The 26,428-nt window shown below is 44.6% G+C and carries 25 protein-coding genes; 6 read left to right on the top strand and 19 right to left on the bottom strand.

Features of this window, described 5'->3' with window-relative positions:
- Nucleotides 1–14: 14 nt before the first annotated feature.
- From ACQEXS_RS09075 to ACQEXS_RS09060, 4 genes are all read right to left on the bottom strand, one after another.
- Entirely contained in the window at nt 15–1,538 is a 1,524-nt protein-coding gene (locus ACQEXS_RS09075) for a hypothetical protein (protein ID WP_427013592.1), read from the bottom strand.
- A complete protein-coding gene (locus tag ACQEXS_RS09070; RefSeq protein WP_427013591.1) occupies nt 1,531–2,124 on the bottom strand; it encodes a chromosome partitioning protein ParA in 594 nt (197 codons plus the stop codon). The genes ACQEXS_RS09075 and ACQEXS_RS09070 overlap by 8 nt, the downstream gene beginning before the upstream one ends.
- 103 nt (nt 2,125–2,227) lie before the next feature.
- Nucleotides 2,228–2,824, bottom strand: a complete 597-nt coding sequence (locus tag ACQEXS_RS09065) for a chromosome partitioning protein ParA (protein WP_427013590.1) — start codon at nt 2,822–2,824, stop codon at nt 2,228–2,230.
- 156 nt (nt 2,825–2,980) lie between these two features.
- Nucleotides 2,981–3,901 carry a LysR family transcriptional regulator gene (locus tag ACQEXS_RS09060; RefSeq protein ID WP_427013589.1) on the bottom strand — a complete coding sequence of 307 codons (921 nt, stop codon included), beginning with the start codon at nt 3,899–3,901 and terminating at the stop codon, nt 2,981–2,983.
- A 119-nt stretch (nt 3,902–4,020) separates the two neighbouring features.
- Here ACQEXS_RS09060 and ACQEXS_RS09055 point away from each other — a divergent pair, with 119 nt between their 5' ends.
- Nucleotides 4,021–5,112 (top strand): alkene reductase, encoded by a 1,092-nt coding sequence (locus ACQEXS_RS09055; RefSeq protein WP_427013588.1) that lies wholly within the window; start codon nt 4,021–4,023, stop codon nt 5,110–5,112.
- 311 nt (nt 5,113–5,423) lie between these two features.
- Here ACQEXS_RS09055 and ACQEXS_RS09050 read toward each other — a convergent pair whose 3' ends face one another.
- Genes ACQEXS_RS09050 through ACQEXS_RS09040 form a run of 3 tightly spaced genes read right to left on the bottom strand, consistent with a single transcriptional unit; the run spans nt 5,424 to nt 7,997 of the window.
- Nucleotides 5,424–5,933, bottom strand: a complete 510-nt coding sequence (locus ACQEXS_RS09050) for a hypothetical protein (RefSeq protein WP_427013587.1) — start codon at nt 5,931–5,933, stop codon at nt 5,424–5,426.
- A 10-nt stretch (nt 5,934–5,943) separates the two neighbouring features.
- The gene (locus tag ACQEXS_RS09045) at nt 5,944–6,984 is read right to left on the bottom strand and encodes a hypothetical protein (protein WP_427013586.1); all 1,041 of its coding nucleotides are present in this window, start codon (nt 6,982–6,984) and stop codon (nt 5,944–5,946) included.
- 14 nt (nt 6,985–6,998) lie between these two features.
- A complete protein-coding gene (locus ACQEXS_RS09040; RefSeq protein WP_427013585.1) occupies nt 6,999–7,997 on the bottom strand; it encodes a radical SAM/SPASM domain-containing protein in 999 nt (332 codons plus the stop codon).
- A 375-nt stretch (nt 7,998–8,372) separates the two neighbouring features.
- On the opposite strand from ACQEXS_RS09040, the gene ACQEXS_RS09035 reads away from it, so the two are divergent.
- Nucleotides 8,373–9,017: an HAD family hydrolase gene (locus ACQEXS_RS09035; protein ID WP_427013584.1), complete on the top strand. Its 645-nt coding sequence runs from the start codon at nt 8,373–8,375 to the stop codon at nt 9,015–9,017.
- Nucleotides 9,018–9,077: 60 nt separating this feature from the next.
- Here ACQEXS_RS09035 and ACQEXS_RS09030 read toward each other — a convergent pair whose 3' ends face one another.
- The 5 genes from ACQEXS_RS09030 to ACQEXS_RS09010 all read right to left on the bottom strand — a co-directional run bounded on the left by ACQEXS_RS09030 (nt 9,078) and on the right by ACQEXS_RS09010 (nt 14,391).
- A complete protein-coding gene (locus ACQEXS_RS09030; RefSeq protein WP_427013583.1) occupies nt 9,078–10,106 on the bottom strand; it encodes a lactonase family protein in 1,029 nt (342 codons plus the stop codon).
- Nucleotides 10,107–10,225: 119 nt separating this feature from the next.
- Complete coding sequence (locus tag ACQEXS_RS09025) at nt 10,226–11,338, bottom strand: ABC transporter ATP-binding protein (RefSeq protein WP_427013582.1); 1,113 nt, start codon at nt 11,336–11,338, stop codon at nt 10,226–10,228.
- A 2-nt stretch (nt 11,339–11,340) separates the two neighbouring features.
- Nucleotides 11,341–12,183, bottom strand: a complete 843-nt coding sequence (locus ACQEXS_RS09020) for a carbohydrate ABC transporter permease (RefSeq protein WP_367989376.1) — start codon at nt 12,181–12,183, stop codon at nt 11,341–11,343.
- Nucleotides 12,184–12,191: 8 nt separating this feature from the next.
- Nucleotides 12,192–13,124 (bottom strand): carbohydrate ABC transporter permease, encoded by a 933-nt coding sequence (locus tag ACQEXS_RS09015; RefSeq protein WP_427013581.1) that lies wholly within the window; start codon nt 13,122–13,124, stop codon nt 12,192–12,194.
- 52 nt (nt 13,125–13,176) lie between these two features.
- Nucleotides 13,177–14,391 carry an ABC transporter substrate-binding protein gene (locus tag ACQEXS_RS09010; RefSeq protein ID WP_367989374.1) on the bottom strand — a complete coding sequence of 405 codons (1,215 nt, stop codon included), beginning with the start codon at nt 14,389–14,391 and terminating at the stop codon, nt 13,177–13,179.
- A 238-nt stretch (nt 14,392–14,629) separates the two neighbouring features.
- On the opposite strand from ACQEXS_RS09010, the gene ACQEXS_RS09005 reads away from it, so the two are divergent.
- Both ACQEXS_RS09005 and ACQEXS_RS09000 read left to right on the top strand, forming a co-directional pair.
- Entirely contained in the window at nt 14,630–15,703 is a 1,074-nt protein-coding gene (locus tag ACQEXS_RS09005; protein ID WP_427013580.1) for an ROK family transcriptional regulator, read from the top strand.
- A gap of 11 nt (nt 15,704–15,714) precedes the next feature.
- Nucleotides 15,715–17,481, top strand: coding sequence for a family 20 glycosylhydrolase (locus tag ACQEXS_RS09000; protein ID WP_427013579.1), 1,767 nt, complete (start codon nt 15,715–15,717; stop codon nt 17,479–17,481).
- Nucleotides 17,482–17,557: 76 nt separating this feature from the next.
- On the opposite strand, the gene ACQEXS_RS08995 is transcribed toward ACQEXS_RS09000, so the two are convergent.
- The 4 genes from ACQEXS_RS08995 to ACQEXS_RS08980 form a co-directional block, all read right to left on the bottom strand.
- A complete protein-coding gene (locus tag ACQEXS_RS08995) occupies nt 17,558–18,187 on the bottom strand; it encodes a bifunctional 4-hydroxy-2-oxoglutarate aldolase/2-dehydro-3-deoxy-phosphogluconate aldolase (protein ID WP_427013578.1) in 630 nt (209 codons plus the stop codon).
- A 13-nt stretch (nt 18,188–18,200) separates the two neighbouring features.
- Nucleotides 18,201–19,157, bottom strand: coding sequence for a sugar kinase (locus tag ACQEXS_RS08990; protein WP_427013577.1), 957 nt, complete (start codon nt 19,155–19,157; stop codon nt 18,201–18,203).
- Nucleotides 19,158–19,273: 116 nt separating this feature from the next.
- A complete protein-coding gene (locus tag ACQEXS_RS08985) occupies nt 19,274–19,666 on the bottom strand; it encodes a RidA family protein (protein ID WP_427010406.1) in 393 nt (130 codons plus the stop codon).
- A gap of 55 nt (nt 19,667–19,721) precedes the next feature.
- On the bottom strand, nt 19,722–21,155 hold the full coding sequence (locus ACQEXS_RS08980; protein WP_427013576.1) for an N-acyl-D-amino-acid deacylase family protein: 1,434 nt from the start codon (nt 21,153–21,155) through the stop codon (nt 19,722–19,724).
- 193 nt (nt 21,156–21,348) lie between these two features.
- Between ACQEXS_RS08980 and ACQEXS_RS08975 the strand changes: the two genes are divergently transcribed.
- Complete coding sequence (locus ACQEXS_RS08975; RefSeq protein WP_427013575.1) at nt 21,349–22,602, top strand: amino acid deaminase; 1,254 nt, start codon at nt 21,349–21,351, stop codon at nt 22,600–22,602.
- A gap of 101 nt (nt 22,603–22,703) precedes the next feature.
- Complete coding sequence (locus tag ACQEXS_RS08970) at nt 22,704–23,567, top strand: MurR/RpiR family transcriptional regulator (RefSeq protein ID WP_427013574.1); 864 nt, start codon at nt 22,704–22,706, stop codon at nt 23,565–23,567.
- A gap of 10 nt (nt 23,568–23,577) precedes the next feature.
- Here the strand turns inward: ACQEXS_RS08970 and ACQEXS_RS08965 are convergent, their stop codons facing one another.
- From ACQEXS_RS08965 to ACQEXS_RS08955, 3 genes are all read right to left on the bottom strand, one after another.
- Nucleotides 23,578–24,873: a TRAP transporter large permease gene (locus ACQEXS_RS08965; protein WP_427010410.1), complete on the bottom strand. Its 1,296-nt coding sequence runs from the start codon at nt 24,871–24,873 to the stop codon at nt 23,578–23,580.
- Entirely contained in the window at nt 24,863–25,351 is a 489-nt protein-coding gene (locus tag ACQEXS_RS08960) for a TRAP transporter small permease (protein ID WP_427013573.1), read from the bottom strand. The genes ACQEXS_RS08965 and ACQEXS_RS08960 overlap by 11 nt, the downstream gene beginning before the upstream one ends.
- Nucleotides 25,352–25,429: 78 nt before the next feature.
- Nucleotides 25,430–26,398 carry a TRAP transporter substrate-binding protein gene (locus tag ACQEXS_RS08955; RefSeq protein WP_427013572.1) on the bottom strand — a complete coding sequence of 323 codons (969 nt, stop codon included), beginning with the start codon at nt 26,396–26,398 and terminating at the stop codon, nt 25,430–25,432.
- Nucleotides 26,399–26,428: the final 30 nt, after the last annotated feature.

The following is a 26,428-nucleotide window of genomic DNA, read 5'->3' as shown; positions in this document are numbered from 1 at the left end:
TCTATTGCATTGATTTAATGTGGATGACAAAGGCTCTCAAAGTCACTTGCCGCAATTTCATAGCGTCCCGATAGTTGCTGCTCAGTTAGATACGTAAGCTGCAGCTCATCATAATGGCGTTGAGACACCTCAAATTCCATTGACTCACCATCGCCAGCGCACTCAAAGTACCAATCATTCGTGTCCTCATATCTCTCTCTGTTTCTCTCAACTCTTCCATATCGATCCGTCACTATGCTCGACCTCCAAGTATTTAAAAATGTACCCTCTTTAAAATCTTTAAGGTTGAACCATTGTGCAAACAGGAAAAACTCATAAGGTGGAATAGTTTGTTCAACCTTTTTCAACTCAACTGGGCTTGCACAAGCGTCAAAAACAATTGTTTTTTTAAACAACTTGGAGTCCGGCTCTTCAACGAGATCAGGCACTTTAACGTTAAATGGCAGTTTCTTTTCTGTAGACACAAGGGGGGTAAGAGTCATCTTGGGCCACGTATCCGTGTCATCTAAGTATTCAGAAATCCAACCAAAAACACCGTTTCCAGCATCAATAACATCATAAGCAGGCTCTTCATGAATCTGGTCATAGCTTGAGCTATAATCGAACTCAACTTTGAACAAGAAATCTTCCATCTCTGGCTTTGCAACTCGTGAAAAGCCTCGCTTGACTGCTTTTTTGATAAGATCAACTGTCGAGTCATGGCTAAGGTAAACTTCACTTAAACTATGCCCCAAAAGTTCACCTGTTCCTGGTACCAAAAGCACATTCGGAGTAGGCACTGAGAATGGACCCGTTAATTGGCGCACTAATAGAATAACTAGATCTGAGCTTGATAATACGTAGTCACTATTTGGGCTTAAGGTCGCTGAAGCAGGCGCAATATGGACCACATGAACATTATCTTCACTATATCCAGGCTGAGATACTGCTTGTCGATATGCTTTATTTGCCCATAAGTTCCCTTGAGAATGCGCAATATAAATCAGTTTCTTGCCCTTCCACGTCAGGGAGTCACTAATTAAGTACTGTTGCATCTCCGTTAACACACTGTCTGGTGAGTCGACGTACTGTGCGAGCTGATTTAGAAATTTCGCCACAATTTTGTTCATTATTTTGCTACCAAAATCCAAAACAACCGCAGAAAAATCAATAAACAGTGAATCGACTTTTTGAATGATTGAACTGTCACCTCTGCCATTAACCAACTCCCAGAAGGCTTCCCAACTTTTAAATTGTTTCTGTTCGAGCTCCTCTGTTCTTTGATCAAAGGTTTCAGCATAATCAGCCAACACATTAAAGGCACTACCTTCGATATAAGAGTCGTTATAAAACAGTTGGTATTCGACTGGCTCGTCATTGTATTTTGAAGTATCTAGCATTGACTCAATATTTTTTAATCCAGCAATACCTTGTTTACGAGTAGTTGCAACACCATTAAAAAAACCAACTGTATATCCTTCTACTTTGCATGAATTAGCAGTCGCATTAGAAGAAAGCACCATCAGAACTAAGTTTATTATTATCAATGATTTATTCACAATGTTGAGCCTCCGCCTTTAACAAGGTACTTACACTCCCATCTTGCAGGTGGTTATAGGCAATGTAGGCTAAAGTTCGAGCTTTGGTATTGTAGGTCAGAGCTGTAAGCGTTTGACCTATGTTTATAATGTCGTCAACTGGCACGCCCACAAATTCCATACATGCGATTACCTTTAAATATTTGTCACCAATGCTTTGTGCTTTTCTTCTATTTTCTGGTGTTTTCTCAGTAAAGTCGTAATAAAGGTTTTCTTGAGTTTGTCGCGCGTCTTGCTTCAATGCATTACGCACAGGTTCAGTCACTTCCAATGCATTGATAAAAAATTCAATATCATCACGGATCCCATCGTTATTGGTGTCGGGTCCAGTTAAGGAATCACTTCTATCAAGCATGTGCTCAAACTGGTCGTACAGCACACCAAATTGATCATCTATCGTCGGTTGGGCACGCAGCTTTTCAACCAGCTCCGGTGTTTTTTCTATGCCTTCTATAGGAATGAGAACGGCGGCAGTCTCATCAGATGAAGAATCTTTACAGCCTATCATTGCAACCAAAAGCGCCACTACACATAACATTCTTTTCATATTGCACACCGTTTTATTGTGATAGAAAACCACAATAAACCATCATCAACAATTTGAATAATAAATATATTGCATGGTGACATTACAGAAATGAATGTGTATTTCACTCTTCACAGTGCTGTTGCTCTGCTTCCAATAAGGTACTCACACTTCCATCTTGCAGATGGTTGTATGCAATAAAAGCGAGAGTACGGACTTTAGTATTGTAAGTCAGTGTTCGAAGTATTTCGCCTGTACGAACTCGATCATTAATAGACATGCCCACAAACGTTTTACAAGCGACTACTTTTAGGTATTTATCACCAATACGCTGCGCTTTTTTTCTATTTTCCGGTGTTTTTTCACTGAAATCGTAATATAGATTTTCTTGTGCTTGCCGTGCATTTTGCTTCAATGCATTTCGCACTGGCTCAGTCACTTCCAATGCATTGATAAAAAATTCAATATCATCACGGATCCCATCGTTATTGGTGTCGGGTCCAGTCAAGGAGTCACTTCTATCAAGCATGTGCTCAAACTGGTCGTATAGAACACCAAATTGATCATCTATCGTCGGTTGGGCACGCAGCTTTTCAACCAGCTCCGGTGTTTTTTCTATGCCCTCTATAGGAATGGGAACGGTGGCAGCCTCATCAGATGAAGAATCTTTACAGCCTATCATTGCAACTAAAAGCGCCACTACACATAACATTCTTTTCATATTGCACACCGTTTTATTGTGATAGAAAACCACAATAAACCACCATCAATAATTTGAATAATAAATAAATTGCATGGTGACATGATGAAAAGAAATACGTTCAATAACTAACATTAACTGTTTATCGGACTAATTGAACTACAGTAACTAGTCGAATTACCCAAAGCTTTCCGCAAAACGTTCAATCAAAAGATCAAGAAACACACGCAGCCTTTTAGGTTGATATTGACGGCTAAGATAAATCACATTCAGATCAGCTCCTGCAGTGGATGTCGATGCGTTAAAGTTTTTCATATAGCCATCGAGGACCGTCACTAAGCGTTTTTGTTTGATATCTTGTTGCACATCCAAAATCGATTTCAGTGCGATGCCTGCTCCATCTAATGCCCATTGACGAATCACTTCCCCATCATCGGAGAAACGCTTTGGCAGCACAGTTATAACATTATGTTGCTCCTCGTCTTGGAAATGCCATGTTTTGAGTTCTTCATTACTTCGAACCATGGCTAGACAATCGTGCTGTGCCAAGTCTTGCGGTGTGATAGGCATGCCTTTCTTTGCCAAATATTGAGGAGAAGCGCAAAGCACTCTACGACTGGAAGCCAGTTTACGAGAGATAAGGTTGCTGTCTGCCAACTCCCCATATCGGATAACAATATCCAACCCTGACTCCGCCAAGTTGGACAGGTTGTCATTCAGGTATAAATAAGGGACAACTTCAGGATAGAGCTCACTAAACTCTGACAATATCGGAGAAATATATTGCTTGCCGATGTCGCGAGGAGCGGAAATTTTGAGTGTTCCACGTACTTCCTTGGCTCCTGTTTGAAGTAAGTTTTCTGCATCTCTGACACTGTCGATGATTTCAAGACACGCTCGATGGTACATAGCTCCAGAATCTGTAAGCGAAATATGCCTTGTACTGCGATTGAGTAGCTTCACCCCATAGCGTTCTTCCAGCGACTGCAATCTTGCTGTCACCGTTGCTGGCGATAAGCCTAGTTCTCTACCTGCGGCTGCTAACCCTTGGTTCTTCACAATGCTGACAAACAGCGTCATATCCGAAAACTTGTCCACACTCCCTCCTCAAATCTCATTATTCGACTGAGATGAATAATCAATTCAAATATTACCCAATTATCAAGTTTCTTCTACTTAATATACTAAGCTCATCGAATACGATTGGATAAAAGATCATGAGAAAACTGTTTGAACCTACACAGCTAAAACAACTCGACCTGCAAAACCGTGTGGTGATGGCACCAATGACCCGAGCACGCACCAGTCAACCGGGTAATATTCCAAACCAAATGATGGCAACTTATTACAAGCAACGCGCGACTGCGGGCTTAATCATCTCTGAAGCAACCCAAATTTCTGATGATTCACAAGGTTACTCTTTCACGCCAGGCGTATACACAGATGAACAAGTGAAAGGTTGGAAAAACGTTACTCAAGCAGTAAAAGAACAAGGCTCCATCATGTTTTGTCAGTTGTGGCATGTCGGTCGCGTATCGCACCCGACATTCCAAAAAGGCGAACAACCGATTGCTCCATCAGCACTAAAACCAGTAGAAACTCAAGTGTGGATTGCGGATGAACAAGGTAATGGCAACATGGTTGATTGCGTAGAGCCTAGAGCCATGATGCAAAGCGATATTAACCGCGTTGTAAGTGACTTTGCCAATGCCGCTAAACGTACGATTGAAGCAGGCTTTGACGGCGTTGAAATTCACGGTGGTAACGGCTATTTGATTGACCAGTTCCTACGTACCAACTCAAACCACAGAACCGATCACTACGGCGGTACACGTGAAAACCGTATTCGCTTTTTATTGGAAGTGGTTGATGCAGTGAGCGATGCCATTGGTGCTAACAAAGTTGGCGTTCGACTCGCGCCTTTCATCACTTTTAAGGACATGAACTGCCCAGATATTGTTCCAACGATCCTCGAAGCATCTAAACAACTTCAAGCACGTGATATTGCGTACCTACATTTGTCCGAAGCAGATTGGGATGATGCACCAGTGATCCCAGAGAACTTCCGAATTGAACTACGTAAATACTTCACAAACACAATTATCGTTGCGGGCAGCTACACCCAAGCTCGCGCCAATGAGGTACTAGAGAAAGGTTATGCTGATTTGGTCGCGTTTGGGCGACCATTTGTATCTAACCCAGATTTGGTGGAGCGCTTGAAGCATCAACACCCTTTAGCAGAGCTGGATAGTTCAACTCTCTTTGGTGGTAATGAACATGGATACACTGACTACCCAACATACATTTGATGCAAACAAATAACACTTAAGCGTGAGCCAACATTACTCACGCTTAGTATTAGGGCACAGGTTTTTTATTATCAACCAGCAAGTATATGAAGCAGTCGATCTTGCAGGAATATCTATTAGGTCAAAGCCCTTAGCGAATCACCATCGCAGATTTACATGATCATGACATCAACCACCTATAAGAGAAGAGAGCGGCAAAGTTGCCCGCCCAACAACTTATCGAAACGTTAAGAGCCAACGGCCTTGCCAAGCTATTAACCTTCAATTTGGGCATAGACAACTAAAAAAACAGAACTTCACTCTACTGGCCGTTATTGTGACTTATCGAACTTTAAGAGGGCTTCTTCCAATTGATTTGAACTGGACAGAATATAGAGTTCTTTACTATTTGATGTAATCACTAAATAAGGGGGATATGTAGCCAGTACAAACGAATCCAATTTTTCATGAGTTTTGAACTTCCCTGCAAAGTAGTTGGGAAGATGTATGCCGTTCACTCTTTGTATCAAATAATACCGCGGTGGTAATTCATGTTTGAATATTTCGACAGTGTCTATATCCTTCAAAAGTACTTCAGACGAATAAAATAAACTACTCAATACTAATTTATTATCCGCAACGGTCACTTTTGTTCCATGCAGCTGGTAAGCCAATATGGCTGTAGTTATAGTCATTATTAAAACTGACAATCCACCAACTTTTAATGTGATTCGTTTAGTAAAAACAAATTCTGAAATTAATGTGATGGCAACAGGTATTATAAAAACAATGATAACTAACCAAATATAGATACTAGAATCAATTTTTAGACCTTCACTCATAACTTAGCCCCTAATGTGTAAAACTTGAGTCAACAACTTTATCTAAAACTAAAAATACTTGTTCCTTCTTGTCATCATCAATATAAATTAACCCTGTGTTTAGAGCCGCATTGATGATTGCTCGAACTTCTTTCTTTTGAAAGTCCTTATAAGCTAAAGACATAATTTCATGATTACGATTTATGGTGGAAAGATAAACCATTGTGTCAAAGTTGCGACTAGATTGAGCCGTCATGGTCGAAAATGAACTTCGATGACAGCCACCACAATTTGGTCCCCCATGAACGCCAGTCCCTCCAGCTACCCCAACATTACCTTGCACAGTAACAGCAGCGTTTACAGCAACCGAAAGATACGCAATAACATTACCTGCAGCCGCTACATTTACTGCAGCTGCTACATATGTCGCAGCTGCAACAGCCACCACCACCACCACCGCAGCAGCAGCTACAACACTCTCTTGCATATTAGGTTGAATATTACGTTGCAAAAACTGAATATCACTTTCAACCGGCATATTTCCAATTCTTGATAGGCTTTGCTGGACTTGATAACTAATTTGGCCATTATTGGAAAAAATCTCTTGGAACTTATTTTGTAAGCTAATTTCATCGTCATAATTCCATAGCCCTAGTTTGTCTAACTCAGTTAAAAGGCCTTCATAATCTCCCTGATTGATCATGTTCGTGACTAAGTTAGACGACATCAATGCCAACACCTTATAAGCATTATCTTTTGTTAGATCACTCTTGGTATTGGCATCTAACTGGGAATCGCTAAGCAGTTCCACATAGTTAACAATAGGTATCTTATCTCTTCTCATTTTTGACCAAATCTCGCCTAACTCCTCAATATCAGCCCAAACATGAGATGGTAAGCCAGCTTTAGACATAGACAGACGAAGCGGTGTAACCTCTTGCGTAGAAGTGGATTCTACACTTTTGGGTTTACCATACAGTCGATTTGAATCTTCATCTGATAACGCATTTACAGATGCACCAGTGGTACTAAATGTTCCTATTAAACCGTAGGTAATATATTTTTTATTCATAACTACTGATTCCTTTAGACGCTGACACCGTTTTGCTTCAAATTAAACTTCTGTAATGTTGGGAGAAGGTGCTTCTTCCAGTCACGATATAGCTTATTTCTAACGGCCATATCGTTATGTAAAACCACACAAGCTTGACATTGATGATGAACATTTCGTTTGGTGAAATAATCAGACCCCATTAATTTTTTGATGATCCTTATAGGACCATCGGTATATATCCAAAGCTTTAAAAAATCATCTTCTTGGTTCGAAATAAAGTCTGAAAGGTTGTTGAGGTTACCAACTTTAATTTCATTGATATGCTCCAAAGTAAGACCACAGCATGCTGCAACTTCCCCATTAGCAGTAACAACGCAATTATTAAACAACTGGTCACATCCGCCCTCGATATCCTCAATCTCAATAATTTTCCGAGTTATAGAATCTTTATGAAAAGGCATCCATGCATTTGTTTGTAGTGATAGCCTCTCTGGAAACTCTCGTTTAATTGCTAAGATGCGTTCACTTCGAGCTATGTCATTTAAGCAAGTTGAACTTTCTGTATCAGACTCAACTGTAATCAATGTAGGGATACAATTAGTAGTAAGAGCTTCTACTGCATTAATTACGGTTGTTTTCGAGACCCATTGTTGATGATCTAAACCTGTGCTTATGTTTACTTCTGTAAGCCCTGAACTTAGAAGTTTCTTAGCAATCTCATCAGCTTTTAAAGTATTCTTAGCCCAATACGCATTAGTAACGCACCTTGTTACTAAACCAAGAGACGTGGCTAAAGAAATAGAGCGGAACAAGATATCTTTCAATAGGAAGCACTCACCCCCTGAAAAAACCACTTGCCTTAGAGCTGGAAAGGTTTCTTTTGCTTGTAGTATTGCCTCTCTAATTTGTCCTTCACTTAATGTAGTCGTAATTTGAGGTGTGCATTCAAAACAGCAATCCTTACATGTAGCTGTACATCGGTATGTAACCAGTATTGTAAGAGTTTCTGGCGAAATTTCTGTTTTAAACATCGTATAGCTCTCATACCAATTTATGGAATTAAGCTAATTTAATTTAAATAAAAATGATACTCGTTATTATTAATATTAAGATCCATGCCAAACATTATGCATAATAACTCTTATTTTTTGATTAAAATGTGGAGAAAATCTATACAGCTTCATTCGGGCGTTTAGGTAGGATTAAATCCATCTATAACGGAAAACATTTGTTTTGCCCCATGCTCTTTTCTACCACATGTAACACATCCGTTTACGTATGCTTTGACATTACAAAGAAGAGAATAACGGTTCACACACCCAACGCAGAACTCTGGAAAACTTTTCCCCAGCTCACAATCTGTGTCAGAATGACAATAACTATTTGATGCTGATTAAGCTGTACTCATGAAATTTAAAGCTGCTATTTTCGACATGGATGGGCTGTTGCTAGATACCGAGCGGGTATGCATGCGTATTTTTAAAAAGTCCTGTGAAGTCCAAAACCTGCCTTTCTACGAAGACACCTACTTATCTATTATTGGACGTAATTCTGCCGGGATTGATGTCATACTCCGCAATGCTTATGGTGATGATCTTGACCGTCTTCACGATGAATGGAAACAGCGTTACAACAGTGTTGTACTGCACGAAGCCATTCCAGTCAAAGAAGGCGTGGTTGAGTTGCTCGAATGGCTAAAAGCCCAAAAGATCCCTATGGCGGTGGCAACATCGACACAACAAGATATCGCGTTAGTGAAGCTCAAACTAGCTGGGCTGGATAAGTACTTTGATTCCATTACCACTGGATGCGAAGTTGAACATGGCAAGCCAGATCCTGAAATCTACTTACTTGCCGCTAGCCGTTTGGGTATTCCAGCCCATCAAAGCCTTGCGTTTGAAGACTCAAACAATGGGGTACGTGCTGCTGTCGCTGCAAACATGATCACCTTCCAAATCCCTGATTTAGTCGAGCCATGTAAAGAAGTTAGAGCACTCGGCCACCGCATTTTACCGTCAATGAAAGACGTCCTCACTACGCTCAAAGCCTAAGAAGAGCTTAGGGTGCACAACGGCACCCTAAATACTCTTAGTTAACCACAATGACCTAAACTAACTCGGTACAACACACACTGGCGACCCTACCTCACAGTGATATCCTGTGGCTTCGAGTTGGCCAGTACTACTATTCCTGTGATAACTAGTGAGATTATTGCTGTGTTGATTAGCCACCACCAGCCATTGTTCATCATCAGACAACGCAAAATCCCGCGGAAATTGACCGCCACAATCCACATCATCAATCAGAACTGGTAGGTGTTGCTGTAATTCAAAACAAACGACTTTGTTTTGCGCGCGACAAGACACATAGATAAAACGCTCATCACGTGACATTTTTATTGCAGAAGCCGCTTCACCATTTTCGGTGTTCGGTAACAGCGGCACCTCATGAGCGATCACCCACTTCTGCTCTTGGCACTGCAGTGTCACTAACATTTCTGATAGCTCACACACTACATATGCGTGGGTTTCAGTGGAATTGAAGACTAAATGGCGCGGCCCTGAACCCGCTGGCATCACAATACTTTGTAGTAACGTAAAACTGTGAGATTTGCGGTCAAATTGATAGAAGTAAATCCGATCACTGCCTAAATCAACCACAGCTAAGTGGTCACTTTGCGTTAGAAACGTCACCTGATGGGCGTGTGGCCTTTCTTGCCGTTCGGCGTTTGCCCCGCAGCCTGCAACAAACAAGTCCGCTACACATTGCTGAGCTATCCCTTCATTATTTAATAAATAGACATTCGCATTCCCAGAACCATAATTGGCTAAAGCAAGATACTGGCCTTGTGGATCACAACTTAAATGACAAGGGTAGTCCCCTTGTACTGCAATCCGATGCTCCCCCTTACTGTTTACACTGTAAAGCTGGGCGCCTTCTTGCTGAGATAACTCGCTAGCCGTGTATAGAGTTTGCTCTTCACTGCACGGATGTTTACACAAGAAAGATGGATTTGTGGCTCGTAACTGCGTCCTAATATGAGCCAACTCACCGGTGGAAACATCAAGAGCAATGCGCTCAATGCCTTGACTGGCACCATCGGTATAAGTACCCACTAAAAAATGAATGTGATCTGACAATGAAACGTCCCTGAAGTCTGATGCGAAGGAAATTAAAATGCCGCCTGCATTTACAGACGGCAAATGGTTTTCCCCACAATAAGGTGAAAGTGTGACCTAGCATCCCAATCAAGGAAAAGTTATTTCACTAATGGCAATGCTTGTTGATTTGCATCGAACAGATGACAATATTGCGCTCGCAACTCCACATTCAGCACTTGTCCGTTATCAAGCTTTAGGTTCACCGCATCTTCACCGTCAAGCATTAAGCTAAGTTTCTCAAGATGGTTAGAGTAACAATGAACGTATGACACCGCGCCTAAATACTCCGCGACATTAATGGTCATCGGTACCACACAACTTTCCTCTTGCCATGTTTCCTGCACAAGCAAATGCTCAGGACGGATGCCAAGTGTAATGACGTCACCTGATGACAAATGAGCCCCATTCCTTGGCAAAGTTAAGGTGTAACGATCGGCAATCGTAACTGTTGTTTGTGTCGCACTGGCGTCAAGCACCGTCACTGGGATGAAGTTCATCTTAGGAGAGCCAATGAACCCCGCAACAAACTGGTTTTGTGGGTGATAATACAGTTCCAGTGGCGGCCCTACTTGCTCAACACAACCATCGCGCAGAACCACAATTTTATCGGCCAATGTCATAGCTTCAACCTGATCATGAGTCACGTAAACCATGCTGGTCGCCAATGTACGGTGCAATTCTGCGATTTGAATGCGCATGTCAACACGAAGTTCAGCATCAAGGTTAGAAAGTGGCTCATCGAAGAGGAACAACTTAGGGTTACGCACAATCGCTCGACCTATGGCTACCCGTTGGCGCTGTCCACCCGAAAGTTCTTTCGGTAAGCGGTCAAACAACTGGTCAAGTTTAAGCAGCTTCCCAGCATGGTCAACCTTCTGCTTGATTTCTTCTTTCGGCTGCTTATCAATGGAGAGTGCAAACGACATATTCTCTCGCACCGTCATTTGCGGATACAAAGCATAAGATTGAAATACCATCGCAATCTCTCTATCCGCAGGCGCTTCGTCCGTTACCTCTCGGCCATCAATGTAAATCTCCCCTGATGTTGGCTCCTCAAGCCCAGAGATCATTCTAAGCAAGGTCGATTTACCACAGCCTGACGGCCCGACAAAAGTGACAAACTCTTTATCATTGATTTCAAGGTCGATGCCTTTGAGAACATCCACTTTGCCGTACGATTTCTTAATATTTTTAAGTATTACCTGAGCCATGGTTATTCCTTAATTCCACCTTGAGTCAAACCTTGGATAAAGGCTTTTGATGCTAATAAAAACGCGATAAGAGTCGGGGCCATCATGATGATGAGTCCTGCAAACATCATGTGCCATTGAATCGCAAATTCGTTTTGAAACTCTTGTAGCCCTAGAGTGAGCGGGTATAAGTCTCGATCTTGCAAGAAAAGTAGCGGGAAGATGTATTCATTCCAAGCGCTGACAAACGACAACAAAGCGACGGTTGCAATTGCCGGCTTGACCAGTGGCAATACAATACGCCAGTAGATCTGGAATGGCAGTGCGCCATCCACCCGAGCGGCTTGTTCTATCTCTGGTGACAAGTTTTTGAAAAATGTACTGAGAATAAACACGGCAACCGGCATCATGCTGGCGGCCTGAACCAAAATAATACCCAACAGTGAATTGAGTAAATCAAGGCTCTGTACCACCACAAACAGTGGCGCCATGGCCAAACGAAGTGGAACAATTACTCCCAGCATAAATAAGATGAAAATCAGCTTATTGCCTCGAAACTGCACTCGAGCAAGCACGAACGCCACCATGGTACTGAACGCCACGGCAAGTACGACTGTGCCTAAGCTAATGATGAGCGAGTTAAGGAAATAACTGCTGAAATTGGCCTGCTCCCACGCACTTAGGTAGTTTTCAAAATGCCACTCTTGCGGCATGCCAAAAGGTGAGCGTATCACCTGCCCTAAATTGCCTTTAACGGAGTTAATGAATGCTAAGCCAAAAGGGAGCGCCACAATCACAGCCCAAGTGAGCAGCAAGAACTGCACGACAACTTGCTCTAACGGTTTGAGTTTAAATATACGTTCCATGACTTCCCCTATCGATTTCGCATATTGCGCAGTGCCAGATAAATCGACGCAGGCAAAATCAGCACAGAAATCACCATTCCAATAGCAGCGGCCATACCAAGGTCAGCCGTACCCGAACCACCACTGGTACCAAATGCCGTACGATACTGGAAGGTGCCCATAATATCGGTGGAGTAATATGGACCAGCATCAGGCCCCATCAAGATCAAGACATATTCCGCATTATTAAACACATCCACCATGGTCAGGATGGTTATCAGCACAAACGCTGGGGTCAATACTGGGAAAACTACATGGCGAATACACTGCCAGCGACTGGCACCATCCAGAACTGCCGCTTCCAGCAAGTCAGAACGTACACCGAGAATCGCAGATAAGATCAACATGATGGAGAAGCCCAGTTTTTGCCAAGACTGAAACAGTGCAATGGTCGGCAATGCCGAACTTTCATCACCTAAAAACATCAGCGGTGCAGAGATCACTTCCCAGTTCATCAACAACTCGTTCAATGGTCCACGCACATCCACAATAAGCTGACCTAAGAAAGCAACAGCGACAGCAGCAAGTGGGTAAGGCATAAAAAAGAGCAGCTTGTAGCCCGATTTACCTGCGGTATTCCAACTCAGCAGCAAAGCGAATGTGGTACCAAGAAGCAGGAAGATCGAAATACAAATACCAAAAAACAGCACGGTTTGATAAAACGCATTCCACAACTGTGTGCTCATATAGTCATCAGTGAGCAGCTTCGTGAAGTTATCAAAGCCGATAAATGTGGCAGGGCCAATGCCCGGCCAGTCAAAAAATGACAGCACTAATGTGCCGAATAAGGGCAAAAGGTTAAATACCCCGTACAACAAACAACCGGGGATCAACAGCAACATGTACTGGATCTTCTCTTTTTGCTTGAAGCTCAATCCTCGGGGGCGAGAAAACTCGGTCATACAGACTCCGACGCTGAAATAAGCGGCCTGAGTATCAGGCCGCTGTCCTTATTTACAGATTTTTAGCTTTAAAGCCTTTTTCAATCTCACTCGATAGGCCTTTGCTATCCACTTTCCCTGCTAGGAATTTCTGGAAAGCCGGACCAACGACTTCTTCATATTGAACATTGAACGGCCCTTTCCACGTCAGATGCGGCTGTGCCTGATTGGAAACAAAGGTGGCAGCTTCTGCCTGATGCGCACCTTGATAAGTAATGCCGTCGGCGTACGTCGATAGCTCACCAACATGATCAGCAAACAACTGCGCAAACTCTTTGGTTGCGGTATAAGCTAACAGCTTATCGGCTGCTGACTTTTTAGCACTATTGGCATTGACCAAATAAGCGCCATCGGCAAACGCATAGACCTTACCACCGGCACCCGGTACTGGCATAAGTCCTAACTTGGCATCTGGATTGGTCTGAGCAATAGTAGATAAAGGAGAGGTCGACCATAAACCATCGATGATCATTGCCGAGTCACCCAAGGCTACATTCGCACGCATGCCGTTGTAATCTTGCGCAGCTGCTGATGGGTTAATGTAAGGCTTCCACGTGGCAAACGTGTCCACTACTTTCTGGTATCCTTCCGCGGTAAATGGCTCATCGCGCGTGGCCACTTTTGCCATGCCATCACCAGATAGACCCGCTTCTAAACCAGCGCTCATCATTGCTAATGCCCAGCCCGCGCGTCCCGGTACTTCTAATGGCGTAACGCCCGCTGCTTTTAGCGTTTTCATAACCTGCTCAAACTCTTCCAAAGAGGTCGGCTCTTTGAGGTTGTGCTTATCAAAAATATCCTTGTTGTAGATAATTTGCACGGTTTGAACCGCAAAAGGTACACCATAAACCTTACCATCCGATCCCGTTGCCGCGCCGAGTGTTGCAGGTGAAATGCCTGAAAGATCCACGGCGTCACCTACAGGTTGGATCACCCCAGCTTTCGCATATTGATCGATAAATGAAGCACCCGGACGCCCCTGAAACAGATCAGGACCACCGTCACTCTGTAAACCCAGACGTAAACGAGAGTTGTAATCCACCCCTTTAAAAACCTCGACTTTGATATCAACGTCTTTCATGTTCTTTGAAACAGCTTCCCATAGAGGACGCTCTTGTTTGCGCCATGTCCATATGGTTAGGGTTTCTTCTGCAATCGCAGAGATAGGTAAAGCAACAGTAAAGGCGGTAAGTGCTACCAGCGCTTTTACTCCATGTTTAAACTTCATCGTTCTATCCTCTAGTTAGTTTACACTGGAAACTAACTATATAATTTAGGCTATTTTTTGTTCATCACAACGATCTTGCTCACAATTAGTTAACAAAATTATCAGGTAGAAATGAGAAAAGTTAACTCGGTCATGTTTTATAAATTGTAGGCAATCTGAGCTATACATTGTTGTTGCGAACTCATAGTGAAGTCGTTATAAATGAAATAATCATTTAGTTTCCACAATCAACTTAATAATGAAACCAAGCCAAAATAGTAAGATCGTCAACTTATCCAGAGTGTTAGATTGCATCTGGCGTTATAACCGCATTTCGCGTGTCGAAGTGGCGGAGCAGCTCGGTTTGGATAAATCCACCATTACTAAAATTGTTGGGCAACTGACAGAAAAGGACCTGATTTCAGAGGTCACTACGAAGCCTGCTCATAGTAAAGGTGGGCGACCAAAAGTCTCATTGTCACTCAACAATGATATCGGGGTATTGGTTGGCGTGGAGTTGACCGACAGTGCGATAAATGTGTCTGTGGTGAATGTGGAATGTCAGATTGTGTATCGCACCATCATCACTTTCCAGCCAACAGATAAGGTTGACCAAGCCATCATCGAAGCACTGACCCCTGTGATGCAGCAGATCGACGCCAAGTTTGACCATATTTTAGCGATGGGGATCGGCCTTCCCGGACTAGTGAATCCAGAAACGGGTCATATCTCTCTTTCCAACGCACTGGAGATTGAAGAGCCTCTTAATTTAGTGGCAGAGCTTAAGCAGCATTTTAATTGTCCTGTTTTTATCGACAACGACGCCAACTGCGCAGCATGGGGCGAAATGATGCAGACACGGCGTGAACCAACCAATAATTTTCTCTATGTGCTATTTACGTCGCACCATCGCAATACAGAGTCTGAGCATTTGGGGATCGGCCTTGGTTTTGTGCTAAACAATAATCTGTTTTATGGCGACGATTTCTCTGCAGGTCAGTACAAAAGTGAGTTGAAATTTGAACAAGGCACTGCCGACCTCTCGCTTGTTTTACAAGAATTTGCTTCGTCACTGGTGTTACTTGGACGCCTGATGAACATTCATCAAGTGATCATTGGTGGTGAAGCACAACATTATGGTGCCAGCTTAGTCTCTTACATCGATAACAAACTGTCAGCAGTACAAGGCCCAGCAACATGGGAGCCTCATGTCAGTTTTTCAACATTGGGCACCCAAGCGGTTTCCGCTGGTGCGGCAGCTATGGCATGGCAAAAACTTATTACTGAAGACATTGCGCTGTTTAGCGTACTGCCCTCTTCCAGCTGTACTTAATCGAGGTCAACATGGCAGACGTCTCCCCTTCTCTGTTTCCAGCACCAAAATCTATCACTTACCTAGCAGGAAAATGTTGTACTGATTTCTCTGAAAGTGCCATCCCGAATCAATTTGGGTCGCGCATCTCTTCGCCCATGGTTGAGTATCAACTGCGTCTTGATCTAGACGACCAAGCATTTGGTCTTCGTATATCTTCGGATCTGATCCTTATCCAATATATCGATGAAGAAGGTATTTTCTACGCCCATCAAATACTGAGTCAATTGTTTGCTCAATGTGGCACTCGGTTACCCTGTCTGGACTTGGTTGACCAACCCGATTTTCCGCAGCGTGGCATTATCCTTGATGTTAGCCGCGATAAGATCCCGACCATGGAGACCTTGTTTTCATTGATCGACTTCTGGGCAAAGTTACGGATTAATCAACTTCAGTTTTACACTGAACATACCTTCGCCTATCAAGATCATCGCACGGTTTGGCAAGGATACGATCCCCTGACACCAGAACAAATTCAGGCATTGGATGAGTACTGCAAGGAGCGAGGCATTGAGCTAATCCCTAACCAAGCCACATTTGGCCATATGGAGAAGTGGCTTTGTCATTCTGACTATCATCATTTGGCAGAGCAAACATCCGGCTTTTACGATCAAAGGGGAGACTATCGCCCAGAATCTTTTGGGTTAAACCCTGTCTCGCCTGAGGTACCCCATTTTATTGCCGAATTATTGGACGAACTGCTGCCTAACTTCACCAGCAAAACACTCAATATTAACTTTGATGAAACCATGGATTTAGGTGTCGATGGTAGCAAAGCCGCGTGTGAGTCCCTTGGTCAAGGTCAGGTCTATTTGAACTACCTGATAGAGTTACTCAACATTGCCCATGATCGTGGCATGTATTGCCAAATTTTCAGCGATATGCTGTTTCGTTATCCCGAAATTCTTCCTCACCTACCAAAAGAGCTGGAGCTGCTTAACTGGGGTTACGAAGAAGATCATCCCTATGATGAAGAGCATGAAAAACTGGCCCAGTTTGGCTACCCGTTTCAGGTGGTTGTTTCAACCAATACATTTGCCTCAGTCGCTGGTCGTTGGCAGGCCGCCAAGGTTCATATGCGCCGTGCGGCACACTCTGCGTTGAAGTACGGTGGACAGGGTTATCAGATCTCAGAGTGGGGCGACATGGGGCACGCGCAGCAATTTTCTACCGCGCTACCTGCCTATGTATTTGGTGCTGCGATGGCATGGGGAGAGGCTCAGCACCAAGATGTTGACGTGTCCCAAGTATTAGCTGACTTTTGGGGCAACGCTTATCACGAGCTCACCGACATTATTCTGGAGATGCAAGACGCTTATCTCAGCTCTGGTGTTATTACACCAAACTGCGCCTTTTATGGCCCATTTGTGTTTGACCAAAAATCCCGTCGTCATATTCGTCGCGCTCAAATTGAATCACCCCAAGTGATGCAGCGTAGCATCGAGCAACTGAATGAGATAGAGAACCGAATCCATCAGCACCCTGACAGTGTGTTGAAACAAGAGCTATTGTGGACACTCAAGGTCATGAAACTGGCCACCAACATAGCCATCGGTTACGCCATACATCAATGCCGAGAAGTCGAAGCCTTTCCTGTGGCAATGAAACATCAATTACTACCATTGTTGAACGAGATCGAAGCGCAATACACCACGTTATGGCAGCAAAAATTCCGTCTTGGTGGATGCCAACAAAGTATGGCTAGATTGCACTATTTAAAGCAGTTACTCACTGATTAGATCAATTTCGATTAACGCGGTTTGCGCTTCTACAAAAAAGCCCCCGATACATTTATAGGGGGCTTTGCTATCTGGTTTAGTTGACCAGTTCAACCGCTTCACGCACCAGTCGGCCTATCTCATCCCACTGCTCATTTTCAATCAGTGCGGGGGACACCATCCATGTACCACCACAGCAAACCACACGGTCAATGCTAAGATAATCATTGACGTTATTTTTGCCAATACCACCCGTAGGCATAAAGCTAACGTCAACATAAGGTGCAAGTAACGATTTCACCATAGCTACACCACCCGAAGCTTCCGCCGGGAAAAATTTTAAAAAGCTCAGCCCTAATTCTAAGGCTTGTTCTACCTGACTTGGGTTGTTAACACCAGGAACAATCGGCATGCCGATCGCTTGGCAACGTTTCACCGTGTTGGGGTTCAGTCCCGGAGCCACAACAAATTCAGCCCCCGCTTGCTGGGCTTGTTCTATCTGCTGGGGAGTTAATACTGTGCCAGCACCCACACACATCTCTGGGAAAGCGCTACGCATAGCATGAATGGCTTCTGCCGCCGCTTCAGTACGGAACGTCACTTCAGCAACGGGCAGACCATTTTCTACTAACACCTTCGCCAGTGGGATCGCATGTTTAACCGAATTAATTTGGATTACAGGGATCACTTTGAATTGTTTAAGTTTATTGAGTATTTCTTGAGTCATTTCGATTTTCCAATCATCGGTCGGTTTGTGGCCTGATATGCGCCATCACTGAATTGGGAATAATGGCACCAGCGTATTGAATCACAATAGATGCAAGCTGATGCCCTAGCTTCGCCGCCTCTTCACCATCATACCCAGCCAGCCTACCGGCTAAATAGCCAGCAGCAAATGAGTCACCAGCCGCGCAAGTATCAACAACATGCTCGACCAAAACCGAAGGCACCTGAGCTCGTTTAACCCCTTCGTTTCCGGCTTCTATCACTTCACAAGGCTTATCGCCACGTTTGATCACGACTTCTTGGCAACCAAAACGTAAGCAACGTGTTTCGACACGCTCTTGTTCACCCCAGACTTTCCAGTCATCTTCTTCGGTGACCAAGGCTATGTCGACCAGTGGTAACACCTTGCCATACCACTCCCTTGCTTGCTCTGAAGACCACAATTGTGGGCGAAAATTATTGTCAAAAATGACTTTACCACCGTTTGCAACAAACTGACTCATTGCTCTGAGTAAACGTGCTCGTGAAGCGTCATTTAAAATCGCAAGGCTGATGCCACTGATATATAGCCATTGGATGTCATGCTCTGCAATGGCTTGCTCCAGTTGGTTTAATTCATTGCCACCAAAGTAATACTTCACCGCGGCACTATCACGCCAGTAATGGAAGTGACGTTCGCCTTGTTCATCTGTCTGTACCATGTACAAACCGGGCAACTTACCTGCAATTCGGGCAACCAAAGTCGTGTTAATCCCTTCTTGCTGCCAAGCATCCAACAACTCTTGTGAAAGCTCATCCTCACCCAGTGCTGTGGCATAAGACACTTTAACTCCACATTTCTGCGTTAAACGAGCAAGATACAAGGCAGTATTTAACGTGTCGCCACCAAAGCCTTTTTTGAGCGGCGTGCCGCTCAGTTCCACCATGCACTCACCAAAAAACGCAATATGGGGACATTGTGAACTATCCATGTTTATCGGGAACCCTTTTTAGATAACGAAGAGGAAGAAAAGAGCGCCGAGAAATATTAACAGGGACTAAATATAACCCAGCGCTCGTGATTATTATCATTAAGAGGGGGAGAAAACTAACGGCGATCGTCGCGGTAACAAGTGACATCCACTTCCACTTTCACATCCACCACTAAGTCACACACCATACAAATCCGAGCCGGCGGATGCGCACCAAAAAACTCTTTGAAGACTTTGTTAAACGACTGGAAATAGCGTGCATCTGTCAATACCACTTTCACGTGCACCACATCCTCTAAGCCGTAACCTGCTTCCTGCATGATATCGACACAGTTTTGGATGGCTAAGCGAGATTGGTCAACAATACCACCCTCAACCACTTCTCCATCCGTCATCGGTGTTTGTCCTGATACATATAAAAAGCCACCAGCCTCAGTTGCTCGAGCAAAAGGAAGATGCTGCCCACCCGTACCAACACCACCTTCAACACCATAACGTTTAATTGCCATTTTCTTTCTCCAGATTTTCTCTCTAGTCATTCACTGTGTTTCAAAACGCGCCAATTTAGCTGCGATAAATAAATACACCATGTCTGTTATCGGTGACCTCACCTTTTGCATAAGATAATTCACCGTTTACAAAGACAGATTCAATGCCTTGCGCCATTGAGATCGGATTCTCAAATGTCGCTGTGTCTTTGATTGTCTTTGGATTAAATAACACTAAATCGGCGTGTGCCCCGATGTGGATCGCACCCCGCCCTTTTAAGTTGTATCGCTTAGCCGACATTCCGGTCATTTTGTGGATAGCTTCACTTAACGAGAACAGCTTTTCTTCTCGACAATAATGCCCAAGTACTTTGGGGAAGGTACCCCACAAACGGGGATGAGGATGAGGGTCGTTCGGCAAGCCATCTGAGCCCACCATAGTGAGGCGATACTTCAATACCCGCTTAACGTCTTCTTCATCCATGCAGTGATACACCGCACCCGCAGGTTGCAGTGCTTTTGCTGCCTCCATCAGCGAAAGATCTAACGCTTTCGCAACGGCTTTAAGCGTTTTACCCGCCATATTAGGCATCGGCTCAGACCAAGTAATAAAGATATCGAAATCCTCAGTGACTTGCTTTAAGTCCAAAGTGGAAGAGCTGGCTGAATAAGGGTAGCAATCACAGCAGACGTCTTGATGCTGAGCAACGGTATCCATCAAATCAAGGATCTCTACCGTTCTTCCCCAGTTCCCAGCCCCTGCACATTTGAGATGAGAAATCACCACAGGCACACGAGCATGACGGCCAGTTTCAAACGCTTCCTGCATCGCTTCCATAATCGCATCGAACTCTGTGCGCATGTGGGTGGTATAAATGCCACGATGCCCTGCCAACACTTCTGCTAGCCGCATCACCTCATGCGTCGTGGCTTGCTTGGCACTTGCGTAAGCAAGCCCTGAACTTAACCCAAGCGCCCCTTCCGCCATCGCTTGATTTAACGCCGCACGCATGGCAGAAATTTCGTCATCACTCGCCGTACGATCGAGCCTGTCCATCACGCTATTACGTAGCGTGGTGTGCCCAACCAAGGCCGCAACGTTCACCGCGGGCTGAGCTTTCTCAACTGCTTCTGCGTAACTTGCAAACGTTGGGTACTGAAAATCGTGTTGGCTTCCGAGCAAGTTCATTGGATCGGGCGGCTCTGCCGTCAATACCGTTGGACTCGCACTGATACCACAATTTCCTACAATCACCGTAGTGACACCTTGGCTGATCTTAGCGATACATTCGGGAAAACGAATCACATTGGTATCATCGTGAGTATGAACATCAATAAACCCCGGAGCGAGCGCGAGCCCTGTGCCATCAAGGGTATTTTTTGCTTGCCCATCATAAAGAAGCCCCAGCTGTTCGATACGGCCATGATGAATAGCGACATCCGCGATAAACGAGTCTGCGCCAGTGCCATCAAAGACTTCAACGTTTTTAATAATTGTATCGAACACCATGCCTTATACCGTTTATTATTCAGATGGCTTTTATCATAAGAAATCCTTTATCTGATTCAGTGATAACACACACAAAATAAAATCAATTATTTGATACTTTCTAACATCAAAAGTATCATTCATCTCAACAGGATAATAAAAACAATAAGTTACATAATGTTAGATACTAATATCTAGAACAGGAAACGACACAATGCATGATAAAAACTATCATGCCGACCACCTTACCTCTCCTTGCTGCGGTGAAAAAGGTCAGGCATATTCCGAGCAAAGCCACAATGATTTCCGTTTAACTCATGATGAGATTTCATTGCCAGCTGCGGTGATCAAGCAATCGGCTCTGGAGAACAATCTCCAATGGATGCAGCGCTTTGCCAATAAACATCAAGTGAAACTCTGTCCACATGGTAAAACGACCATGACACCAAACTTCTTCCGTCAACAGCTTGAACATGGTGCGTGGGGCATTACGATTGCGACGGCTGCACAGGCTCAAATCGCGGCACAAGCGGGGGCGAAAAATATCATTATGGCTAACCAGTTGGTTGGTGCCGCCAATATGGCCATTATCTCTGGCTTACTGAGTAATCAAGACATTCATTTTTATTGCTGCGTTGATTCGGCGCGCAATGTCGATGCGCTCAATGCCTTCTTTGCACAGCACAATCAAACTCTGACCGTATTGATTGAGTTTGGCGTACCCGGTGGACGTTGCGGCTGTCGAAGTGAAGAAGACGTGGTGACATTGGCAAAACACATTGCCACTCAAACCAATATCAAGCTCGCAGGTGTTGAAGTCTATGAAGGAGTCATTCATGGTGATAATGCAGAAACGCGCGTGCGAGAGTTCGTAAACGCTACGCTTAACGTCACGAAAAAACTGGTCAGTGATGGTCGTATAGCAGGAAAGCCAATGGTGACTGGCGCTGGTTCAGCTTGGTATGACGTGGTTGCGGAATGCTTTGCTCACCTAGTCGATTTCGATTCGGTAATTCGTCCAGGATGTTACATCGCACATGACACCGGCATATATATGGATGCCCAAAATCAAGTGATGCAGCGAGCTCAACAAAACCAAGGTACTGCATGTGAAATAGGTGGGGATTTAGAATCGGCCTTGGAAGTGTGGGCACACATCTTATCTAAACCTGAACAAGGCAAAATGGTGGCAGGCCTTGGTAAACGGGATGTCGCCTTTGATGCGGGATTGCCTATCGCTCAGCGCGCTTACCGTAACGGACAACCTATCAGTGTAAAAGGCATGACCTCAATTGCGGTCATGGATCAGCACACATTTATTGAAACCAGTGCAGAATGCGAACTCGATGTGGGGGATATTGTCGCCTTCTCAACATCACACCCCTGTTTAACGTTTGACAAATGGCGCTCCATTGCTATCTGCGATGACGATTATCAGGTGACTCACTGGGTCGAGACCCGATTTTAGTGACGCAAACGGTGAGTATTCATATGCAATTGCGTATAATCTCAGGTTAAACGAGAAGATACGCATATTGCCTACCCACCATAGATAACATAGGTTCCATAGTGAGTTTAGAAGTCGACATTATTTCCCAAATCACCGAGCGATATAGCACGCTGCGTGAGGCGGAAAAGAAAGTAGCCAAGCTGGTCATGGATGATATTCAACAAGCGGCAAACGCCAGTATTACTCAACTGGCTGAACGTGCAAAGGTCAGTGAAGCGACCATCACTCGCTTTGCCAAAGCGATCGGCTGCAAAAACGTCCGGGACATGAAAATCAAGCTGGCACAGTCACTCACTATTGGGCAACGCTTTATTCTTGAGCCACCCGATCAAGGCGGATATCAAGGAATTTATGAATCGATAAAACAAACGCTCGATCTCAACCGCAACTTGATCAACGAAAACAGCATTAACACTGCAGTCGAATGGCTACACAATGCGAGACAAACCATCTGTATTGGCATGGGTGGTGGCTCGACCATCGCTTCTCAAGAAATGCAGCACCGAATGTTCCGATTAGGCTATCCAGTCGTATCATACAATGATGGGTTGTTAGCTCGCATGGTGGCAGCAACCGCCGACAGTAAAGATGTGCTCGTAGTGATTTCTGCCAGCGGCTACACCCCAGCAATCCAAGACGCTGCGCAATTAGCCAAAGAATATGGCATCAAAGTGATCGCCATTACCCCAAACCATACGCCATTAGCAGAACAAGCCGATCTTGTGTTGCCGATCGTCCACCAAGAAACCGACTTTATCTATAAACCATCCGCCTCTCGTTACGCCATGCTCGCACTCGTGGACGTGATTTCCATGGCACTGGCTGTGAATCACAAGCGACGTTCACGCGATAAGCTACGCCGACTGAAAGTGGCACTTGACTCCCATCGTGGTGGTGGTGACAGGCAACCTCTCGGCGACTAGCTCACTACCGTTACCCTCTCAAAAGGGATGGCAACCAAAGCACGATAGACGGAAGGTAAGTCACGAGCATCAGCACAATCACCATGGCTGAATAGAAAGGCAACATTTGCTTGGCAGTCGTCTCTATTTTCACTTTTCCTATGCCACAGCCGACCATGAGTGAGGTTCCGACCGGGGGCGTACACACACCAATCCCCAAGTTAAGCAGCATAATGATGCCAAAGTGGATCGGATCAACTCCGATACTCTGTGCAATCGGCAATAAGATGGGAGTGAGGATCAGAATAAGCACACCCATGTCCATCAGCATACCCAATACAAGTAACAGAATATTGATCGCTAAAAGGATCATGTTACGGTTATCGGACAAGCTAAGAATCCAATCAGCCAGCAAAGAAGGCACGCTGAGAAACGAAAGTAGATAACCGAACGCTGAAGAGGTCATGATGATCGCTATCACCATGGAAAGCGTTTTCATGGTGTCACTCATGATGCGCTTCATTTTGATGCGATTCACGCTCTTATACACAAAGAACGTCACTAACAAGGCGTAAGCCACAGCCACGGCCGCCGACTCTGTCGCGGTAAATATCCCAAGCACAATACCGCCAATAATAATGGCTATGGTAAACAAGCCAATTGATGCTTCACCCGCAATAGCGACACCTTCCTTTAACGTGTATTTATTGCCTTTGGGGTGGCTATGACGCACAGCAAGATAAGCGCATAAGGCCATCAAAGACATGCTAAGCAATAGACCGGGTACATAACCCGCAACAAATAACTGGCTGATCGGCAGGCCACCAGCGGCCAACGCGTAGTAGATCATATTTTGGCTCGGCGGGATCAATACCCCTTGGACTGAAGACGTCACCGTCACTGCAACAGAGTATTCTCCGGGATAACCACTGCGCTTCATTGCAGGGATAAGAAACGAGCCGATTGATGCCACATCCGCCACCGAGGAGCCGGAAATGCCACCGAAAAAAGTACTGGCAACCACATTGCCCTGAGCCATTCCACCACGGAAGCGGCCCACCAACACCTCAGAAAAACGCACCAAGCGATCAGAAATGCCCCCTTCGGTCATCACACTACCGACCAAAATAAAAAAGGGCACGGCTAAAAAAGTAAAGCTGTACATGCCATTGACCATTCGCTGGGCAATCAGCATTAATGGTAAATCGATGTACCATGCAGTCAACACGGAGGAAACACCAAGCGCAAATGCAATCGGCACACGAAGTAACATCAGCCCCAAGAAACTACCAAGCAACAGCAAAATTCCAGCTTGTTCAACAGTCATTACTTTTTACCTCATGTTCTGTGACATCTCCGGTCAGCAAATTCGTCAGCGCATTCATGACCATTAACAAAGCCCCTGCAACTGCTGAGTAATAGAGTAATTTTTTTGGTAACCCCGACGCGGGCAGGATTTGCGCCCCCGCAATATCCACCAAGGTTTGTGCATTAAGCAGCAGTACCAGTGCAAAACCACAAACGCAGCAGTAGGCAAAATAATCCAATCCTCGACCTATCATTGCTGGGACTCGGTCTCTTAAATAGACAATCGCCACATGAGAGTGAGTTCGAACGCCAATGGCTATTGACAACATGCCATACCACACCAGAAATAAGAGCGTTACTTCTTCTGACCAACTGGTGGGCTGATTAAACACGTAACGTAGGATCACTTGCCCTACCGTGATCACCACAATTAACTCCAATAACCGGTGAGCAATCCAGCCAATGATGGCGTTGAGTTTGTCTATCCATTGCGTCATATTGTTCCCTACATATCCCATGAGGCGATGCATTGAGAGAGTGCTTCTAGCCTAAGCGCTGAAGCACTCTGATGGCGATTATTTTACCGCTTGGATCTGTTCCACCAGCGGCAGCAATTTCGGAAACTGTTCATAAACGGGTTGAACTGCTTGTTGGAATGGTGTGTTATCAATCACCGTTACTTTCACGCCTGCGGCAATGACTTTTTCTTTCGCCTCGATGTTGGCTTTAAACATCAGTTCTCGCTCAAACAACGCCGCCTCTTTCGCTGCTCGGCGGATGGCATCTCGTTGATTCTTTGGCAAAGCATCAAACTTCTTCTTGTTCATGATAAGAATTGCAGGAGGACTTAAATGGCCATCTTCCACATAGTTTGGCGCGACTTCATAGTGGCCTGATGTCAGGTAGCTTACATAGTCGTTTTCTGCTCCATCAATCACACCCGTTTGCAAGCTTGAAAAGACTTCACCATAGTTCATCGGCGTTGCTACACCGCCGACAAGATCCACCATGCGAATCGATATAGGCGATTTCTGGACACGGATTTTCAGCCCTTTCATGTCTTCAATCGACTTCACTGGTTTGCTTTCACGCGTATAAAAACTTCGCGTGCCTGCTTCCATGTAGTCAAACGCCACCAGTCCATATGCAGCCATATCTTCACGTACTTTTAGACCCACTTCGCCATCCAATACTTTGTATTTGTGCTCCGTATTTTTAAAGATATATGGCAGCGTGAATACGCCAACGCTTGGGGTAACGTTCGCCAATGTCACACTGTTTACTCGAGTTAAATCAATGATCCCAGCTTGAGTTTGCTCAATGGTTTCGCTTTCTTGCCCTAATTGAGCCCCGGAGAAAACCTTAACTTTGACTTCACCGTCAGAATACTTTTCCGTTAGCTCAGAGAACTTATGCATCGCAATCGTAACAGGGTTGGACTCTGGTTGATTCTCTGCCAGTTTTAGCGTCACAGCAGCAGCATGGTGTGCAGACAGCAGCGTGAACACTGCTGTTGTCTGCACCAGTACGTTTCTCAATTTCATATCCTTTGCTCCATGTAAGGTGTCGTTATG

The organism is Vibrio sp. TRT 17S01 (assembly GCF_050113695.1).
Taxonomy (GTDB): Bacteria; Pseudomonadota; Gammaproteobacteria; order Enterobacterales; family Vibrionaceae; genus Vibrio.
The sequence above is the reverse complement of the archived record's forward strand: the minus strand, read 5'-3'. Positions and strand labels throughout refer to the sequence as shown.